This is a genomic window from Streptomyces sp. NBC_00370, from assembly GCF_036084755.1.
Taxonomy (GTDB): Bacteria; Actinomycetota; Actinomycetes; order Streptomycetales; family Streptomycetaceae; genus Streptomyces.
Genome location: NZ_CP107968.1, coordinates 7,062,774 through 7,082,063, shown reverse-complemented (window position 1 = coordinate 7,082,063; position 19,290 = coordinate 7,062,774). Strand labels below are relative to the sequence as shown.

General features: G+C 72.7%; 12 protein-coding genes. 3 read left to right on the top strand and 9 right to left on the bottom strand.

Translation table 11 applies throughout. From position 1 onward, the window contains the following. Positions 1-75 precede the first annotated feature (75 nt). The 5 genes from OHS57_RS31485 to OHS57_RS31465 all read right to left on the bottom strand — a co-directional run bounded on the left by OHS57_RS31485 (position 76) and on the right by OHS57_RS31465 (position 7,154). Positions 76-2,685, bottom strand: coding sequence for an ATP-binding protein (locus OHS57_RS31485; RefSeq protein WP_328584104.1), 2,610 nt, complete (start codon positions 2,683-2,685; stop codon positions 76-78). A 194-nt stretch (positions 2,686-2,879) separates the two neighbouring features. Beyond that, positions 2,880-4,691 carry an HEXXH motif domain-containing protein gene (locus OHS57_RS31480; protein ID WP_328584103.1) on the bottom strand — a complete coding sequence of 604 codons (1,812 nt, stop codon included), beginning with the start codon at positions 4,689-4,691 and terminating at the stop codon, positions 2,880-2,882. A 20-nt stretch (positions 4,692-4,711) separates the two neighbouring features. Further along, positions 4,712-4,903: a hypothetical protein gene (locus tag OHS57_RS31475; protein ID WP_041997168.1), complete on the bottom strand. Its 192-nt coding sequence runs from the start codon at positions 4,901-4,903 to the stop codon at positions 4,712-4,714. Positions 4,904-5,004: 101 nt separating this feature from the next. Beyond that, a complete protein-coding gene (locus tag OHS57_RS31470) occupies positions 5,005-6,099 on the bottom strand; it encodes an effector-associated domain 2-containing protein (protein WP_328584102.1) in 1,095 nt (364 codons plus the stop codon). Further along, on the bottom strand, positions 6,096-7,154 hold the full coding sequence (locus tag OHS57_RS31465) for an alpha/beta fold hydrolase (protein ID WP_328584101.1): 1,059 nt from the start codon (positions 7,152-7,154) through the stop codon (positions 6,096-6,098). Before OHS57_RS31465 ends, OHS57_RS31470 begins: the two co-directional genes overlap by 4 nt. Positions 7,155-7,454: 300 nt before the next feature. On the opposite strand from OHS57_RS31465, the gene OHS57_RS31460 reads away from it, so the two are divergent. After that, positions 7,455-8,780 (top strand): cation:proton antiporter, encoded by a 1,326-nt coding sequence (locus OHS57_RS31460; protein WP_328584100.1) that lies wholly within the window; start codon positions 7,455-7,457, stop codon positions 8,778-8,780. A gap of 49 nt (positions 8,781-8,829) precedes the next feature. Here the strand turns inward: OHS57_RS31460 and fxsT are convergent, their stop codons facing one another. The 3 genes from fxsT to OHS57_RS31445 are packed head-to-tail and all read right to left on the bottom strand — an operon-like array spanning position 8,830 to position 15,667. After that, the gene (fxsT, locus tag OHS57_RS31455) at positions 8,830-13,167 is read right to left on the bottom strand and encodes an FxSxx-COOH system tetratricopeptide repeat protein (protein ID WP_328584099.1); all 4,338 of its coding nucleotides are present in this window, start codon (positions 13,165-13,167) and stop codon (positions 8,830-8,832) included. Further along, complete coding sequence (locus OHS57_RS31450; protein WP_328584098.1) at positions 13,167-14,240, bottom strand: AAA family ATPase; 1,074 nt, start codon at positions 14,238-14,240, stop codon at positions 13,167-13,169. The genes fxsT and OHS57_RS31450 overlap by 1 nt, the downstream gene beginning before the upstream one ends. Next, positions 14,237-15,667, bottom strand: a complete 1,431-nt coding sequence (locus OHS57_RS31445; protein ID WP_328584097.1) for a VMAP-C domain-containing protein — start codon at positions 15,665-15,667, stop codon at positions 14,237-14,239. Before OHS57_RS31445 ends, OHS57_RS31450 begins: the two co-directional genes overlap by 4 nt. A 189-nt stretch (positions 15,668-15,856) precedes the next feature. Between OHS57_RS31445 and OHS57_RS31440 the strand changes: the two genes are divergently transcribed. Beyond that, complete coding sequence (locus tag OHS57_RS31440) at positions 15,857-16,651, top strand: N-formylglutamate amidohydrolase (RefSeq protein WP_328584096.1); 795 nt, start codon at positions 15,857-15,859, stop codon at positions 16,649-16,651. A 78-nt stretch (positions 16,652-16,729) separates the two neighbouring features. Further along, positions 16,730-18,241, top strand: coding sequence for a membrane-associated oxidoreductase (locus OHS57_RS31435; RefSeq protein ID WP_328584095.1), 1,512 nt, complete (start codon positions 16,730-16,732; stop codon positions 18,239-18,241). Here OHS57_RS31435 and OHS57_RS31430 read toward each other — a convergent pair. After that, entirely contained in the window at positions 18,225-19,253 is a 1,029-nt protein-coding gene (locus OHS57_RS31430; RefSeq protein WP_041992899.1) for an ABC transporter substrate-binding protein, read from the bottom strand. The two genes, OHS57_RS31435 and OHS57_RS31430, sit on opposite strands and share 17 nt — an antisense overlap. Positions 19,254-19,290 lie beyond the last annotated feature (37 nt).

Genomic DNA, 19,290 nt, shown 5'->3' with positions numbered 1-19,290 from the left:
GTGGCAGGGCCAGAATACGGGGTGCCGGCGACCGGCCAGGGCCTGATCCGGACGACGAGACTGCGCGGACACGACCTAGCGGCGCAGGCTGTCCGACTCCAGCGCCCGGCGGGCCCGGGCCACCACCCCGTCCGCGCCGCAGGCCTCGGCCAGTTCCAGCCCCGCGGAGAGTTCGGCGACGAACCCGGCGGCGATGCCGTACTCGACCCTGGCGTGGGCGAGTTCGTAGGCGCACGGGGAGGCTTCCAGATGGGAGACGGCCTGGGCGAGCAGTTCGACGGCCTCCGGCCCTTCCTTGAGGGACGCCGAGCAGCACAGGGCGACGCCGATGGCGGTGTGCGTACCGAAGCGCTCCGCCCGGTCGCGCGCGTACGCGGCGAGCTGCGCCGCCTTCGCCGGGTCGTGTTCGGCGAGGGCGGTCGCGAGGTCCAGGGCCCACGGCGCCATGATGATGTTGTGCCGTCCCCGGGACGTCAACGCGTCGCCGGCCGCTTCCAGTTCGGCGATCCCCTCGGACGTACGGCCGAGCGCCAGCAGCAGCCGGCCACGAACGGACGGTGCGTCAGGAATGACGATGGTGGACGAGTACGGCGGCGCGAACGCGTACTGTTCGGCGGCCTCCCTGGCCCGGTCGACATGTCCTCGGGCGAGGAGTGTGTCGATGAGCATGCAGGCGGCGTCCCAGTGCATGGGCAGTCCGTCACCCACCCGGTCGGCGAGCCGCAGGCTCTCGCGCAGATACGTCTCGGCCTCGGCCAGCCGGCCGCGCCTGCGGTTGAGATACCCGACGAGTGTGTAGGCGAAGGCCAGATGGCCGCCGCTCCAGCCAGAGATCTCGAAGGCGCGCAGCCCTTCGGTGAACAGGCTCTCCGCGCGGTCCAGCCGGTCGGCGAAGGCGTAGGCGAGCCCCAGCAGCGCCGGCGGTTCGAAGCCCCACGCGGTGTCGGTCCAGCCGGTGCCCGGCGCCAGCATCCCGTCCAGCAGGGCCCGTTCGGCGATCTCGACGATCTCTTCGGCGTTCTCGCCGCGCGCCGTCGCGTCGGAGGCGCGCAGCATCAGCATGACCCGCTCGGTGTTGTCACGGCCGCTGAGTTCGCCCGCCATCTCGGCGAGCCGGGCGGAGCGGGCGTGGCCGTCCTCCTCGACGGCCTGCACGCCCTCCCACAGGAAGTGCGCGGTCTGCAGCCGCATCCTGGCGGGGCCCTGCGGGGTGCGGGCCGACTCGGTGGCGAGCAGGTGCGACGCCTCGCCGGTCTGGTTGTTGTGGGTCAGGGCCTGGGCGAGGTGGAACACCACGTCGACCCGCAGCTCCTCGTCCAGCTTCTTCGTCTCCAGCGCGGCGCGCAGATGTCCGGCCGTGGTGGCCGGTGAGGTCAGCAGGGTGGCGCAGCCCAGCTCGTACAGCACACGGGCCCGCACCCGGGGCAACGGCGGCTCTGCCAGGGCGCGTTCGAGGCATCTGCGGGCGGCGTCGGGGGCCCCGATCGCCAGGTTCTCGGCGGCCGCGTCACGCAGCTGCTGGACGAGTTCCGGGTCCTCGTCGGGCTGCACCTCCAGCAGGTGCGGCGCCGCTTCGACCACGCCACGGCCGCTGTTCACGATCACCCAGGCGGCGACGCCGTGCATCGCGGTACGGGTCGCGTGAGGGATCGACCGGTAGACGTCGTTCGCGATGAGCGGGTGGACGAACTCCAGCGGGTCGGTGCCCACCAGGATCCGGGCCGCGCGCAGCTGTTCGGCACATTCGGCGGCGAGTTCCCGGTTCATACCGGTCAGTTGTGAGGCGAGGTCCATCGAGATGCCGGTGCCGAAGATGGCGGCCGCCCGGGCGAAATTCGTTGCGGGGACGCCGAGTTCTTCGAGCCGGGTGATGAGTCCCTCACCGTGCGAGCTGGCGCCGAGGGCGCGCAGCAGGCCCGCGGAACTCTCGACCGGCAGGAGGGCGCTCTCCCGTACCCGGGCGAGCAGTTCGACCGTCTCGTACGCGTTGCCCGCGGTGACCGCCCAGACTTCGCGGCAGAACGGGTCGTCGGCCGCCTCGCCGAGCGCGGCGCGCACCAGGCCCGCCGTCGCGTCGGGGGTCAGCTCGCGGAGGGTGACCTGCAACTTGGCCGCGGCGCCGAGGAGCTGGAGGTATTCCTCGGCGGGGCCGCCGGCCTCCTCGGTGCGGTAGGCCACCACGACGAGGACGGAGCGTCCGCCGGTGGGGCGCCGGGTGTACGAGGTGAGCCAGGCAAGGGTTTCGGGGTCGGACCACTGCGCGTCGTCGACGACGAGTACGAGCGGTCCGTACTCCTCGGCGAGCCGGTCGACCAGGGCGTCCAGCGCGTCCCTGACCCCTTGCGGGTCGGCGTGCTGTTCACCGGGCGGCGCTATGCCGAGCGCGGGTCCCGCGATCTCGTACCGGTCGCCGAGTAACTCGCGCGCGTCCGGGACCTGATTGCTCGTCAGGGCGACGTGCAGCAGTTGCCGTACGACGTGGAAGGGAACGGAGTTGACGGTCTCGCCGCCCCGCGCCGTCCACACCGTGCAGCGTCCGTCGGCGAGTTTCGCGACTTCGGAGAGCAGGGCCGTCTTGCCGAGTCCCGCCGCTCCCCGGTAGACGAGCAGCGCCGCCGAAGGCTCGTCGGCGCACAGCGCGTCCAGGGCGTGGGAAGCTGCGGCGAGTTCGGATTCACGCTCCATCAGCGGAAGGGTGACCGATTGCTCCGGCCGGGGCGCCATCGGCCCCTCCCCTCTCCTCAATCCGGTGCGCAGTCCTCGGTACGGTGCGCAGGTCAGATGACGAGGGTAGCCCCAGCCGTCCGGTGTGGCGCTCAATCCGCGCGAATTCGGCCGAACGGCTGCGGAAGTCCCTTCGCGTCAGGGCGGTTTCCCGCTCACGGCCGGTTCGCACCGCCACGACGGAGGAGTGAACCGGCCGTTTCGCGCATGCCTTCGGCGTCCCCCGGGGCGATCCCGGCGGTCGTCAGGGCCGCGCGGAAACGTTCGGGGCGGGCCAGCAGCCTGCGGCCGTCCGCCCGGCCCGCCGCCCAGCCGAGCAGCCAGCCGGCCAGCGCGTGCGGGTCGTCGGGGTGTGCGCGCAGGTCGGCGGCGTACCGCGGCAGTGCGGCGGCCTGGTCCCCCGAGGTGAGGAGTTCGTCGGCGCTCGCCCCCGCGCCGTACGTCACGGGCGGCAGGCCGTAGAGCCTGACCCGGTCGTCCTGCCAGTACGCGTCGTCCGAGCCGTCCCCCGAGCCGTCCCGGGCGCCGACGGGCGTCCCGTCGGCGGCGATGTTGCGCAGCCGCCACTCGACCCGGTGGCTGACGGCGGCCGCGCGGGCCCGCGCCACCGCTTCCGGCGCGACCGGCTCCCGCAGCCAGTCGTCCAGGGTCGCGGCGAGCCCGGACACCAGCCGCCGCCCCTGCGGGGTGAGGACGGCCCGGGTGGCGAGGGTCCGGACGACGAGCCGGGTCTGGAGGCGGCGCAGGGCGAACTGGAAGGGGGCGAGTCCGGTGGGGTCGGCCTCCTTGTCGCCGAGCCGCTCGCGCCAGAATCCGGCGACGCCGGTGAAGGCGTACGCGCCGTGCAGCAGCCCGGGCAGATGTCTCGGGTCGGGGCGCCAGGGGGCGTAGTGGCATTCGTCGCGGTTGTCGCCGAGGAGCGGGAAGAGGTGGAGCAGCGCGCCGAGTTTGCTGTGCTGGAACTCGTGGACGAGGGTCTCGGCCAGATCGAGGGCGCCGGGCGGCCGGGCGATCATCATGGAGCCGAACGCGTCGCCGGTGGAGGCACTGAGCCGGACGCCCGGAGTGGTGCCCGCGTCGGTGCCGCCGGGGCCGGCCGGGTCGTGGGTGACGTCCGGTGACGTCTCCAGCAGCCGTGGTGCCGGGCGCCAGGGGACGATCCTGCTGATCTCCTCGGGGCGCAGTCGCCCGGGTTCGGGTCCCGAGGGCCGCAGGATCTCGACCGCTTCGTCCAGCAGCGTCTGCCAGGCCCGCGTCTCGGCGGCTTCGAGCGGCGCGGGGCCGACCGGTTCGTCCAGGTCCCGGTACGGGTCGAGGTCGTCCAGCCAGATCGGCGGGCCGCCGGGACCCGCGCGCAGCGTCCGCAGCGGGAGCCAGTGGGCGCCGCGCTCGTCCTCCAGCGGCCGGACGGTGACGGTGCGGCCGGCAGGTCCCACCGTCACCCGGCGGTCCCGGACGACGGCGGGTACCCAGCGCGCTCCGTTGTCGCCCTTCTCCGTTGGGCCGGGGAGCAGCATCAGGCCGAGCGTGGGCAGGTTGACGCTGCCGGCGAGCGCGGGCACCCGCAGATCGGCGTCCGTACCGCTGCGCACGCAGGCGACCAGAGCGAGCGCGGCGAGCTGGCCGGCGTCCGCCCACAGCGGCGGGCCCGAGGCGGTGCCGTGCAGCCGCCGCAGCATATGGGCCAGCCAGCTGCCGGCCTGCGGGCTGAGCAGCAGCGCCTCGACCGCGTCCGGGGCACGCAGGGCGGCCTCTTCGACGTACCGCCAGATCGAGGCGGCCGGGCCGCCGAGGACGTCCGGCTGTTCGTCCAGCCGGGCGAGCAGTTCCCGCAACAGCAGGAGCCTGCGGGTGCGTTCACTCCGCAGCAGAAAGGCGACCGCCTCGGCCGAGCCGCCGCCTTCGGCGAGTTCGTCGAACAGGCGGCCGGGCATGCGAAAGCGTTCGTACGGCTCGTCCGAGGTCATGGACCGTCTCCGTCAATCCGTCACACGGCCCAGCCGGGCGGGTTCGTGCCACCCAGTGCGTTGCTGCGCGGCCGTCCTATCTCGTCGAGCAGCCGCCGGTTCGGCGCTGGGGCGGCGAGCCCGCGGAGCGCGGCGATACTCACCGCGGTCAGATCCGTCACATCGGATTCGACATGCTCCGGCGTTATGTCGGCATCCACCAGCTGGTCCAAGACGTGCTCCCCCTTCGCGCGCGGCGGCACAAGATGCCACCGCCTTCTCCCATCATGACCACAGAGCACCGGTACTGAAACCCTGCTTTTGCGCCGGGCGATCAGCGGGGGCCGCCGGTACCGCCGTTCAACTCACTGATCGCCCGCCGCAGTTCGTCGCTCCTGCGCGGGTCGTCGTCGAGCAGCGTGACGGCGTCGTACAACTGCCACAGGTCGTCGGGCCGGCGGCCCAGGGTGCGTGCGAGATTGACGAGATCGGTGCGCGGCACCGCGTGCCGGGGCAGCCGGGCGACGATGCCCGGGTCCAGGGCGCTGACCAGGGTCTGCCGCTCGTCGCGGTCGCCCATCATCGGGTAGGCGAGCAGCGCCTCGACCAGCCGCAGCATGGGGCTGCCCGCGCCGGGGCGGGCCTGCGCGCGCGGTGCGGGCAGGGATGTGTCGAGCCCGGGGCCGCGCAGGAAGACGGACGGGGTCTGTTCGGTCACGCCGTCGGCCCGTAGCGCTTCCATCCGGGCAGCGACCCGGGCGAAGAGCGGCCCGGGCTCCGGCGCCGCTTCGGCGCCCAGTTCGCCGAGAACAACGTCCGAAAAGAGACCCGTACGTCCGACCGGATCGTTGGCCGCGCGCTGGCCCCGGGTGACGGCGAGCAGCAGCGCCTGTTGGTGGGCGTGCACCCGCTCGCCGGCCGGCAGGGTCTCGGCGGGCAGCGAGAGGGGGAAGCCGTGCCGCTCCTCGAAGGTCTGGCAGGCGTCCACGACCCAGGTCTGCCGGGCGAATCCGGGCAGGGCGTCACTGGACAGCGCCCGCCGGGCGGACTCCAGGTCGAGGTTGCGCCGGTCGGCCTCGGTCGCGTCGGCGCAGTACAGCCGGATCCGCTCGTCCTGGTCGAGTACGCCGTGGCCGCCCCACCAGATCCACAGCGCGTCACCGCGCAGCGCGGGCAGTTCACCGACGAGGGCCCGCCGCAGGGCGGCGTGGTCGGCGGGGCGGTACGCGACGCCGGGGTCGTAGCCGTCGGCCGGGGCGAGATGCAGCAGGATGTTGTGTTCCGGCACACCCGCCGCGCGCAGCCAGGCGCGGAACCGCACCGCGTCCCTGGCGGGCCCCGGCAGTGTCCAGGTGTCGCCTGCCGCGTACCGCTCGATCCCGACGACCAGGGCGAAGACACGTGCGGGGGCGACTGCCGTGTCCGTCACGGCAGTTGCTCCGCGATGGCGGTGTAGACGGCCGGGTCGGACCAGTAGGCGCTGTGCGCAGCGGGGAAGGGCTGGCGGTTGTCGGTCTCGACGTCGGTGACCCGGCCGGGGAAGACGGGCGCGCCGATGTAGCCGAGCAGGTCCCTGCGGTCGTGGAGGTTGAGCCAGGCCGGGACGTGTGCGGGGAGCGGGTCGGGGTGGTCGAGTCCGGGCAGCGCGCCGGTCTCGTACAGGAACGGCGCCTGCGACCCGACGGTCACCAGCAGTTCGACGCCCGGCAGCGGTCCGGCCAGCAGGGTGTCGAGGGCGATGATCCCGCCGAGGCTGTGGCCGAGCAGCACGACGGGCGGCGCCAGTTCGGCCACCAGTTGCCGCAGCCCGTACCGCATCGGCTCGCCGCGGGCGAGATAGCGCAGGATGTCACCGGCCGCCGGGTGTGCGGCTTCGGTGAGGGCGCGTCTGCGGCGTACGACGTAGTGTGACCCGGCGCGTACCACGGGACGCCCGAGCAGCTTCAGCACGGGACCGCGCTCGGTGCCCTGCGGGGGCGCACCGAGCGCGCGGGCCAGCCGGTCGACCGCCGCGTCGCGGGTGTCGCCGTCGCAGACGACCGGCAGATCCGCTTCGAGTGCGCCGCCGATGACGGTGGCGGCGAGGGCCCTGGCGAGGGTCGCGGCCAGGGTGCCGGCGTCGAGTGCCCGGGCGGCCGCGGGCAGCAGCGGGTCGCGGGCGAGGGCGCGGGCGGCCTCGTCCAGTCCCGGACCGATCTCGTCGAACTCACCTGCTTGGGAGTCGAGTTGACCGAGCAGGGCACGCGGCCGCTCGTCGGGGAACGCGGCTCCGGGTGGTGTCACGACCGTGCCGGACCCTGCTGCGGCGAGGGCCAGTTCCGACGTCGGCTCGCGGTACAGCCGCGCCCAGGCTTCGGCCTCCTCGTCCGCCCGGTCGGCGGGGGCGCGCGGATCACGGCTGTCAGCGCCCCTGCCCGGCCCCGGGATGCTCGCACCGCCCGAACCCAGCCGCGCACCGTGCGGTGTGCCCCAGTCGTACGGCACGACACGCGCGGCAGGAGCCAACGGGCCGAGCCCGTGGGCGATTCTGGTACAGAGATCCGTGAAGTGCGGTTCCCTTACCCCGGTACCGTGAACGAAGACCACAGATGTCATGAACCGCCCCGCCGTCGGCTGCCGTCACCGCGCTGCCCGAACCACTGTTCACCTGCATGAATCAGCGTCAAATTATCAGTACTCTCGCGGAGATACCGCTGCTTTCCGTATCTGCGCGAGCACGTCGGGCTTTCGTACGGCCGGGGGCGGGGCACGCTTCCGGCAAGGGACCGAACCAGGGGGTACCCCATGAACCCAGATGTGATGATCACTCATCTCGTCGGTGCGTCCGCGCTGATCGTGCTGGTGGCCCATCTGGCGGGCTGGGCGGCGCGGCGCGTCGGACAGCCGTACATCGTCGGCCAGTTGGTCGCCGGCATCGCCCTCGGTCCCTCACTGCTCGGTGAGATCTCCCCTTCGCTGCGGGCCACGGTGTTTCCCCCCGCCATCGCTCCGGTGCTCAGCGGGCTCTCGCAGATCTCGCTGGTGCTCTTCCTGTTCGCCGTCGGGTACGAACTCGACCTGCGCGTTCTGCGCGGGCGCACCCGCGCGGCCTTCGGTGTCTCGATCGCCTCGTTCGCCGTGCCGATGGCAGCCGGCTGCGGCGGGGCGCTGATCTTCCAGCGGCAGCTGCACGCGCTGGGGATGCCCCGGCATCTCCCGGTGGCGTCGGTGCTGTTCCTCGGTGTCGCCCTGTCGATCACGGCGGTTCCCGTGCTGACGGCGATCGTGCGGGAGAACGGCCTGTCGCGCACGGTGCCCGGGGTGATCGCCGTGTCCGCGGCGGGGATGCTGGACGTGCTGGGCTGGACGGTCCTGGCGGGCACGATGCTGCCGACGGCCCCGGACGGCGCCCTGTCCTGGCAGGTACGGCTCGGCCTCGCGGTCGCCTTCGTCACGGCGATGCTGCTCGGGGGCCGGCGGCTGCTGCTGGCGACCCTCTGGCGGATCCAGCTCGATCCGTCGCTGCGGCTCGCCCTGCTGGTGGGTTTCGCCCTCGCCTCCGCGTGGGTGACCAACGCGCTGGGGCTGCATGTCATCTTCGGCGCACTGCTCGCCGGGGTGGTGGTGCCGCGTGAGCGGGGCGGCACACTCGACGCGGACCTGGTGCGCCCGCTGAACGAGATCAGCTCGCTGCTGCTGCCGTTCTTCTTCGTGGTGTCGGGCCAGGCGGTCGCCGTGGGCGGCCTCGACGGCGCGGGCCTGGTCACACTGGTCGCCGTGACCGTGCTGGGCATGGCGGTGAAGATCGGCAGCGGCACGGTGACCGCGCGGCTCAGCGGTCTCGACAAGCACGACGCGCGGACCGTCGGGGTGCTGCTGAGCACCCGGGGCCTCACCGAACTGATCGCGCTCAGCGCCGGGCTCCAGGCGGGCCTGCTGAGCCGGCGGCTCTACACGATCCTGGTGTTCATGGCGCTCGCCACGACGCTGCTGACCCAGCCGCTGCTGAAGCTGGTGCGGCGGCTGCGCCTGCGGGAGCGGGGCGCCGAGGCCGACGGTCCCCAGGAGCCGCTGCCGGTACCGGAGGCGCCCGCCGCCGGCTCGGGTGAGCCGGCGGCGGGAACGGGCTGATCAGGAGCGGGCTGCCGTCAGGGGCCTTCCGGCCGCAACGGCTTCGGTGTCACAGCGGCATCGGCGCGATGTCGCACTCGATCCGCTGGTACAGCCGGGCCGCCGTCGGACGGGGGTGGTCGTCGCCGAGCAGGCGGGTGAGCCCTTCGACCGCCTTGGCGTTCAGCTCGTCCGCCTCCGCCACCCGGCCCAGTCCGCGCAGGTCCAGCGCGAGATTGGCCGTGCAGGACAGGGTCAGCGGATGGTCGGGCCCCGCGCTGCGCGTCAGCGGGCCCAGCGTCGCCTCGTCCACCTCCAGGGCGCGGGCGAAGTCCAGCCGGGCGTAGTGGTCGTTGGCGAGACCCATGGCCGCGGTGAGTGTGGACACGTGCCGTTCGCCGAGGGTGGCCCGGAACCGCTCGGTCGCTTCCCTGTCCAGCGCCTCGGCCTTGTCGAGCTCGCCCAGGGCGCGCAGGGTGGCGGCGAAGTTGACCATCGTGCCGAGCGTGTACGCGTGAGTGTCGCCGAGCGTCGCCCGGTAGCGCGCCAGGGTCTTCTCCCCCACGTCGCGCGACGCGGCGAGATCACCGCCGAGCCTGCGGTCGACGATCGCGTTCATGGCGGTGGCGAGGGTGTCGGGATAGTCGGTGCCGTAACGGGTGGTGAACCGGAGCAGGGTCGCCTCGGTCAGCTCCCCCGCCTGGCTGAGCACCCCGGCCCTGCGCCGGCAGACGGCCAGGTTCCGCGCCGCGCGGATGGTGGCCGCGTTGTCCTCGCCGAAGTGGGTCACATACGTCTGGTAGGTGGACTCCTGGAGGATGTGCGCCGCCCGGTAGTCGCCCGCCTCACGCACGTCGATGGCGAGCGCGTTCAGGGTGTTGAGCGTGAGGCCGTTGGTCGGGCCGAGCAGCAGCTCCCACTGGTGCGCCGTCTCCTCGTCCAGCCGCCTGGCCTCGGCGAACTCACCGCACATCCGCATCGAGATGCCGTAGTCGTGGGCGGCCCGCAGCGTCTCCGGGTCCTCGGGGCCGAACAGGTCGCGGGCCCGCTCGTCCGCTTCCTCGTCCAGTGCGCGCGCCTCGTAGAACTTGCCCTCGTAACGCAGCGCGCTCGCCATCTGGCACATGGAGTCGATGAGTTCCTCGTCGGGAACCTGCGCGGTGCGGGAGATGGCCAGCGCCGACTCGTTGAGGGTGAGCGCCTCCGCACCCCGGCCGAGGACCCGCAGATAGAAGCCGAGGAGCTTGGTCATCCGGACGACCTGGAGCTCCTCGGCGCCCGACTGGGCGCTCCAGGCCAGCCACGCCTGCCTCGCCAGGCTCTCGCCGGCGTCGTGCGCCCCCCAGTAGTAGAGGAAGAGCACGACGTCGGAGACCAGACCACGGACCCAGGGGTCGGAACTCTCCACCGCTTCGGAGGCGATGACATGGGGCAGCAACGCCTGGTAGGCGGGCCAGTGTTCGGGGGACTCGGGCGATCCCGGCTTCGCCGTCGACAGCAGCAGGTGCGCCGCGCGGCGCATCCGTTCCTGCTCGTCGGAGGCGATCCCCGAGGCGAGGACGTTCTGCATCAGTCGGTGCATCTGCAGGGTGCCCGACTTGTGGTCGAGTTTGATGAGCGACAGTTTGCTGAGGTCACGGGTGGCCCGCGCCAGCAGCAGCGGGTCGCGCAGGACCGGGTCCAGTTCGGGGGTGATCTCGACCTTGTGGCCGCCCCTGAGCATGCTCAGCGGGATGGGCTCGGGCGCCATGCCGGCGCAGATCTCCAGCAGTTGCCGGGCGGCCGGGTTGTTCTGCGCCAGCCGTTCCAGCGAGATGTTCCAGGCGGCGGCGACCGTCACGGGGTAGTCGGGAGACGGGTCGAGTTCCAGGATCTCCGGGCGGCGCGCGGCCAGCAGTTCGAGGTATTCGGCCACCGGCATGCCGGTGGCGGCGTGCCAGGCGCCCGCCTGCTCGATCGCGAGCGGGAGGTCGCCGAGGGCCTCCGCCAGCCGGTCGGCGTCCTCGGCGCCCAGCCCGCGGGCGCGGCGCTGGAGCAGGGTGATGCTCTCGTCCCGTTCGAACACATTGACGCTGAGCGGGGTGGCGACCCGCTCCCATTCGCGGTTGCGTGAAGTCACGATGATCTTTCCGGAGCCGCCGCTGGGGAAGTACGCGCGCACGGCGTCGATGTTCTCCGCGTTGTCGAAGACCAGCAGCCAGTTCTCGTACGGCTTGCCGGTGCGCAGCGCCTCCCGTACCGCGGGAACCGCCGTGTTGGCCTGCGGGCCCACGTCGAGGCCGAGGCTGCGGGCCAGTTCGGCGAGCGCGGCGAGGATCAGGCTGTCGTGCTCGGCGGGGATCCACCAGATGACGCTGTACTCGTGGCTGTGCCGGTAGATGTACTCGATGGCGATCTGCGACTTGCCGACGCCGCCCATCCCGTGCAGGGCGTGCGGCAGGACCGCTGCCGTCTTGTCCTCGCGCAACTGCTGTTCCACCGCTGCCAGCAGACTCTCCCGCCCGGTGAAGTTCGGGTTCTTGGGAGGGACGTTGCCCATGACCTTCGGCTGGCCCGTACGGACGAAGCTGTGCTCTTGCGCTCTGAGGTCCATCGTGTGGTCAGCCTTCCCGGCATTCTCGTCAACAACTGTCTCGGGCGGTGTGGGCGGCACTGTGCCTCCTGGCGGGTCGGTGGTCTGTTCCGCCCCCAGCCCTTCCCGCAAAGATCCACTTTTATCGGGGGATGCGCCCGCACCACCCCTGGTCACGCCGGATGCGCCCGGCACGCCCGCCAGCTCAGCCGCCACCCGCGACGCCCGGCGCGCGTACGGGCCCGACAGTGCCTTGAGCACCGCGAGTTCGATCCGCAGCCAGGGCCGGTTGGCCGGCGCCGGGTCGGGCAGCGGGGCGTGCTCGGGGTCGCGCAGCACGGCGCGCAGCAGCGCGCCGGCGCCCCGTCCCGACCGCAGCTCGGAAAGCAGGGTGACCAGCTGCGCCAGCTGGGTGCGGGTTCCGGTGGCGAGCAGGGCCTCCCGGACCCCGTCCGCGAAGTCGACAGCGCGCTCGCCTTCGCCGTCCTGGCCGTTCCAGTTGATGAGCCCGCCCATCAGCACCTCGGCGAGATGGTCGGGGCCCGCCTCGGGCACGGCCCGGTCGCGCAGTTCCTCTATGAGGTCGAAGTCCAGCGGGACGACGGCCAGCAGCAGCGCCAACTGCCGGGCGAGCGGGCTCGCGAGGCCCAGGAAGCGGCGTACGGCGGCCGAGGCGGCGCGCGGCCCGTCGATGCGCGGGGCGCGCAGTCCGGGCGCCGAAGCGCCCTTCGCCAGCGCGCCGGCCAGCACCACGGGCAGCGTCGCGGACACCCCGCGCTCGCCGGTGACGAGGTCGGCCCAGGCCCGGAAGGACTCGGGGCGCAGGCTCAGCACGGGCACCGGCACCGTCCCGTCGTCGGGCTCGGGCAGCGGCCGTACCGGGTCGGGCAGGCTGTGCGGCGGCCGACAGCCCAGGTACCGGTTGAGTGCGCCGAATCCGGCGGCTTCGAGGGAGGCGCGGAAGGGGTAGAGCGAGGACCGGTGCCGCAGGTACGGCGGCAGCAGGTGCACCAGCGCGGTCGGCCCGCCGGCGGCGAGCCGTGCGAGTAACGTGTCGGCCGCTCCGCCGGCCCAGCCCGCCCCGAGTCCGTCGGTGACCACCAGGAAGAGCCGGGAGCCGCGGCCGTCGAGCAGTTCGGCCGGGTCGGCCTGCTGGCCGCCCGGCCTGCGCAGGACCGGAGGTCCTGCGGCCGGGACGGAGACGGACACGGACCGGACGTCGCGGAAGGAGCCGCTGCGGGCCGCCTCGACGGCGAGCTGACGCGCCGTACGCTCCCAGCCGCGCATGGTGGGCGCGTCGTCGATGAGCAGCACCAGATCGAAGGCGTTCTCCCGGGTCGGCAGCAGATAGGGGATCCATAACCCGTCGTTGATGCCGTGCTCGGCGGTGCGTGTCTCGTCGAGCTCCGTCAGGGTCCGCGAGTCCACCCGGCGGCCGAGCCGGCGCATGGCCTTGGCCAGCGGCAGGGGCCGCGCGGCCGGCCGCGTCCTGCCCGCGGATACGGCGGTGTACGCACCGGGCGCCTCGCCGCTCGTCCCGGCGGTCGCGGTGAGGTGGGTCGGCGCGCCGGGCACCGCGCCGTTGGACCCCGGTACGGAGAAGTCCCAGGGCTCGCTGTCCGGCACGGCGGGAGGCACGGCAGGGGGCAGGTCCGGGTCCGCTTCGGGGACGGCGGGTGCGGGTGCGGCGGTCCGTCCGGCTGCCAGCCGGCGGGACGCCAGCCACAGGGAGTCGGCGATGTCCTGCCAGCTCGGCCCGTCGCCTGCGGCACCGGGGACCGCGGAACTCCCGGTGTCGTCGGGGCCGGGTGCGCGCTCCCTGGGCAAGCCGTTCATCAGCGGCCTTTCGAGAGGTCGCGGAGGAGCATCTCGATGAGTTTACGCCCGTCGCTGTCGCCCTGGAAACCGTATGTCGCCGTCAACTGCACCGCGTTGAGGAGCTGGTCGACCGACTGGGTGCCGCCGTCCTGCAGCCTCCTCTCGAACTCGTCGACCAGCGCCGACACGCCCTCCGGCTGGCGCCGCAGATGACCGGCCACGATGGAGAGCAGCTGTTCACGGCTGGGCGGGCGCATTTCGAGCGGCAGGCAGCGCCGCCGGAAAGCGGCGGGGAACTCCCGCTCGCCGTTGCTGGTGATGACCACGATCGGGAACTCGGCGCACTCCACCCGGCCGCCCTCGATGGTGGCGCGGCTGTGCGGGTCGTCCGAGAAGACCTTGACCGAGTCCAGGTCGCTGCGGACCAGCTCGGGGATCTCGAAGCTGCCGTTCTCCAGGACGTGCAGCAGGTCGTTGGGCAGGTCGATGTCGCTCTTGTCGAGTTCGTCCACGAGCAGGACACGCGGCCTGCGGTACGGCAGCAGGGCGGTGCCGAGCGGACCGAGCGTCATGAAGTCGCCGAGGTACGGCGGTTCGGCGACGGTCGGCTGCTCCGGCGCCGCGTCGCGCGCGGGGCCCGGCTCGCCGCCGGCCCGCCAGGCGGCGATGGCCTGGGCGCGGCCGATCGAGTCGTACTCGTACAGGCCGCCGCGCAGGGTCGTGCGGCTGACGATGCTCCACTGGAGCACCCGGCCGAGGCCGAGTTCGCGCGCGATGAGGTAGGCGAGCGTCGACTTGCCGACCCCGGGCGGCCCGGTCACGAGGACGGGGCGGCGCAGCAGCACGGCCGCGTTGACGGTGTCGATCTCCTCGTCACGCAGCTGAGGGTCCGTCCGGGTCGCGCCGAGTCTGCGCAGCGCCGCCCGGTCGTCGTCGGGGGGATCGTCCTGCACGGGGCTGCCGTTGAACTCGCGCCAGGGCGGCGCCGCGGGCAGTTCGGGCGGCTCGGACCGCGGGCTCTGTCCGGTCGCGTGGAACACCCGCCAGGAGGGCGGGACGGCGGTCTCCGCCGCAGAACTCTGCTCCGTCACGCAGACAACTCCTCACAGTCGACCAGTCGGTTCGGATCATCCCAGAAGAACGCGATATGTCTGCCCATCATCCGGGGTCCCTCATCCTCTGCCTCCGCATCGAGACGCAGCTGGCTCACCTTCGCCGGGATTTGCCCGGGTGGGTGGCCGAAAAGCACCCGGATGAGCTCCCGCGACTGGGGGGAGTCCTCTTCCCTGCGGTCCCAGCCGGCCACGCCGATGCCCTCGCTGATGGCCGCCGCCAGTGGCTCAAGACCGCGCCCGGGTAGGGCGGGGCCGTGCAGGATGACCGCTGTCACGGCGCGCTCCCGGGTGAGGCCGGCCCGCCAGAGCTTGAGGTCCGTCCCGCTCCAGTGGGGCGTCTGCGCCGCCGCCGCCGTACGGAACACGCCCCAGCGGTCCCGCCATCTGCGCAGCTGTCCCGGGTCCCCGGCGCGCATCCGGTCGAGGCTGCGCAGGTGGACGAGGTAGCGCTGGCTGATCGGCACCTCGCCGATGGCCCGGTCCCCCAGCGGCAGCCTGGCGACGTCATGGTTGAGCATGGCGTACGGGAGGACGAACTCGACGTGGACCGGGTCGCCGCCGCGCCCCTCGGCCTCGGCGGTGTGTTCCCCCCAGTACCGCTCGGCGCGGGCCACGGCGCGCTCGACCGCGCCGGCGAAGGATGCGGGGGTGGCCCGTTCGGTCTCCCCCGCCAGGGGTTCCCAGTGGCCTGCGGCGACGTTCACCCAGTGGCGTACGTAGAGGTCGGGCGACCCGTCGTCGGCAGGGGCGACCATCACGACGAGGCAGCGCGGCACATCGGGGTCGGGGGGCGGTTCCTCGGCGATCCGGCGCCGGCGTGCCTCCAGCGCCTCCGAGGTGCCGGGCGCCGACCGCGCGGCCCAGCCGGCCGACCACGCGCGCAGCGCATCGGCGCGCGGCGGGGAGTGCAGGGCGGCCACCTCCATCAGCACCACGGCCGGCGGCAGTCCGTCGGACGCCTGGGCGTTGGCGTCCAGCAGCCGTTCGAAGAGCTGGGCGCGGGTGAGGCCGACCGGCAGGTCGATCTGCAGTTCGTGGGCGAGGGCCGCGTGCAGCCGTCGGGGATCGGTGTCCCGGTCGGGGACGAGCAGGTCGTGGCCTTTGCGTATCTCGTCCTCGGTGAAGACGGGCAGCAGCGCGGGCGCGGGACGGCTGCGCACCCGCTCCTCGACGGACTTGGCCGGCTGCGGTCCCGCCAGCATCTCGATCGCGTAGACGAGGGCGTCCCGCCCGTCGGCGAGCCCGAGCACCTTGCCGACCAGGGCTGCCATGTCCAGCCGGGGGGTCTGCCCGGGTACGTTGATCTCGACGTTCAGGTATTCGGCGACGAGATGCACGAACAGCGGGCGCTGCGCGGCGTCGGTCACGCATTCCAGCGCGCTCAGTTCATGCACCCACGCCATCTTCAGACGTCGGTAGGCGGCGCTTGGCGCCCCTAACGCGTCCGGTGAGTCCCTCTCCACCGACCATCCCCCGCTGAGCCGGTCACCCGCAGAATCGTGGGTGAAACTATCACGCCGCCCGGACCCCAACCAGGACTTGTCCGATCTTCCTGGCACCGGCCGGGGCCCACTGTTCCGCTACGGAGGACGATGAACGACGACGCGCGGTTCTGCCAGCTCATTCCCGGCGCCGACGACTCTCCCGTACTGCTGCACGTCCCGCACTCGGCGCGCACCGTGCCCGGTCCGGTGCGGGCGGACATCGTGCTCGACGACGCGGCGCTGGAGCGTGAACTCGACCATCTCACCGACGCGCACACCGCCCGCATCGCGGAGCTGGCCGCCGCCGCGGCTTCCCTGCGGCCGTGGCGGTTCGTCAACGGGCTGTCCCGGCTGGTCGTGGACCCCGAGCGGTTCCCCGACGAGCGGGAGGAGATGCGGGCGGTCGGCATGGGCGCCGTCTACACGCACACCGCGCACCGCGAGCGGCTGCGCGGGCCCGAGGTTCCGCACGGGCCGCTGATCGAGCGCTACTTCCGGCCGTACGCCGCGGCGATGGAGGCGGCCGTGGCCGGCCGGCTGGCGGCCACCGGACGGGCCGTCGTCATCGACGTCCACTCGTACCCGACCGCGCCGCTCCCCTACGAGCTGCACGGCGCGGGACCCCGGCCCCCGGTCTGTCTGGGGACGGACGGCTTCCACACCCCGGCCACGCTGCTGGGCCACGCCGAGCGGGTGTTCGCCCGGTTCGGCGGGACGGGCATCGACCGTCCCTTCGCCGGCACATATGTGCCGCTGGCGTACTACGGCGTGAGCCCGGAGGTCAGCGCGCTGATGATCGAGATCCGGCGGGATCTGTACATGACCGAGCCGGGCGGCCCTGCGGGGCCAGGACTGGACGCGCTCGCGGCAGCGCTGGCCGAACTCGTCGCGGCCGTCGGGTGATTCGCGGGCGGCTCCCTGACGCGCGGTGGCAGGGGGCCGGTTGACAGGCCGGGCGGCGCCGCGCCAGAGTCCCGGCCAATGGAGATCCCCCATCTGACGCCGGCCGAGCGGCGTGTGTGGCGCGCCTTCCCGAGCGGCGCGGCCGTCGACTTCCGTACCTCGCCGGACGACGACCCGGCGTCCGGGGGCAGTTGGGGCCCCGAGCGGTCGTTGCGGGGCGACGTCCTGCGGGCCCTGCTGCTGGACGACCGCCGGGCGGACGGCGAGGTCGCCGCGCTGCGGATCACCGGCGCGCGGATCACCGGGACCTGGGCGCCGCGCTACGCGGCGGCCACCTGCGCGATCCGGCTCATGGAGTGCTTCTTCGACGCCGCGCCCCAGCTGTACGGCGCCGAGGTCCGCCAGCTCAATCTCAGCGGTTCGGTGCTCCCCGGGCTCACCGCCGCCACCCTGCGCGTGGACGGTGTGCTGCGGCTGACGGGCTGCCGGATCAGCGGCCCGGTCCGGCTCGGCGGGGCGCGTGTGTCGGGTGCGATCTTCCTCGACGGCGCCGTACTGACCCGGCCCGCGCCGCCGGAGGGCGACAGCAGCGGGCCGGACGGTGGGGCGAGCGGGCAGGACGAGCCGCTGCTGGCGCTCAACCAGGCGAGCTGCGGGGACGATCTGTGGGCGCCGGGGCTCAAGGCGTCCGGCGAGGTGCGGCTGGACGGCGCGGTCGTGGCCGGTTCGGTGCGGCTCGACGACGCGGAGCTGGCGGAGCCGTCCGGTACCGCGCTGAGCGCCGAGACGCTCCAGGTGGGGGCCGATGTGCGCGCCATGCGGATACGGGTGCGGGGCCGGGTGAATCTGCGCGGGGCCAGGATCCCCGGCCAGCTCAACCTGGCCCACGCCCACCTGGCCAACCCGGGCGCGGTGGCGCTGCGGGCGAGCAGTTGCGTCATCGGCGAGCTGTGGCTGCGCGCGGCGGCCCCCGTCGAGGGCCTGGTCAATCTGCGCCGCTCCCAGCTCGACCTGCTGCACATCGCGCCGGACGTCTGGCCGGAGCGGGTCAGTCTGGACGGCCTCAGCTACGGCACCCTCGCCCCGCACGAGCCGGCGGCCCGCAGGCTGCCGGTGCTCGAACGCGATCTCGACGGCTATGTCCCCTACGCGTACGAGCAGTTGACCGCCTCGTACCGCAAGGTCGGCGACGACGCGGGGGCCCGTACGGTCCAGCTCGCCAAGCAGCGCAGACAGCGCGCCGGGCTCGCCTGGTACGCCGCGCTCTGGGGGCGGCTGCAGGACGTCACCGTCGGCTACGGCTTCCGTCCGATGCGCGCGGCGGCCTGGCTCGCCTCGCTGCTGCTCGTCGGGTCCGTGGTCTACGCGGTGCACCGGCCGCCGGCCCTGAAGCCGGCGGAGGCCCCGCACTTCAACCCGGTCTTCTACACGCTGGACCTGCTCCTGCCCGTCGTCGACTTCGGTCAGGAGCAGGCCTACGCGCCGGCCGGCTGGTACCAGGGCCTGTCGTACCTGCTCATCATCACCGGCTGGATCCTGGCCACCACGATCGCGGCCGGTGTGACGCGCTCGATCAGCCGGCCTTCTTGACGAATTCCGTGGTGAAGGTCTTCGAGACGTCCACGTCGAAGTTCTGCAGGTTCGGGTCGAACGCCTTCAGTACCCGCTTGACCGTCTCGGGGCCCTCGGCCGGCATCACGCCGTCCTTGGTGAACATCGGCAGGCTGTTCTTGATCGACTGCGCGTAGAGTGCCTTGCCGCCGCCCTGCGCGTAGTCGGCCGGCATCTTGGCCGCGATCTCCTCCGGGCTGTGGGAGGACATCCACGTCAGGGTCTTGACGAAGGCGTTGGCGAGCTTCTGCACCGTCTCCTTGTGGCCCTCGACCCAGTCGGTGTTCATGTAGAGGCTGGACGAGGGGTAGAGACCGCCGAGCGCGGCCTTGGAGCCCTCGGGGGTGCGCATGTCGATCAGCACCTTGCCGAGCTTCTTGTCGAGGATCGTCGAGACGGTGGGCTCCGTCGTCATCCCGCCCTGGATCGAGCCCTGTTGGAGCGCCGAGATGAAGGTCTGGCCCGCGCCGACGGCGACGGGGGTGAACTCACTGACCTTCACGTCGCTGTTGACGGCCAGATACTTCGTCAGGAAGTCGGTCGAGGAGCCGAGTCCGGTGACCCCGAGCTTCTTGCCCTTGAAGTCCTTGGCCGAAGTGAGGTCGCCCGCAGCCTGGTTGGAGACGATCTCGACCTCGCCGGGGGCCTGGGAGAGCTGGACGACCGACTCCACCGCCTTGCCCTTGGCCTGGAGGTCCAGGGTGTGGTCGTAGAAGCCGACGGTGCCCTGTACGTCACCGGAGATCAGCGCGGTCTCGGCCTGCACACCGGCCGGTTCGGTCAGCAGCTCGACGTTGACGCCTTCGGACTTGAAGTACCCCAGCTGCTGGGTGAGCATCGCGGGCAGATAGATGACCTTGTCGAGACCGCCGACCATGATCTTGACCTTGCCGCCGTCGCCGCCGGAGCCCGAGTCACCGCCGCACGCGGTGAGGGTGGACAGGGCGAGTACGCCGGAGACGGCGAGCGCCGCGATCTTCGTTGTTCGCATGTGGTTCACGTCCTTGTGAGAGTGCGATGTGCGCGGG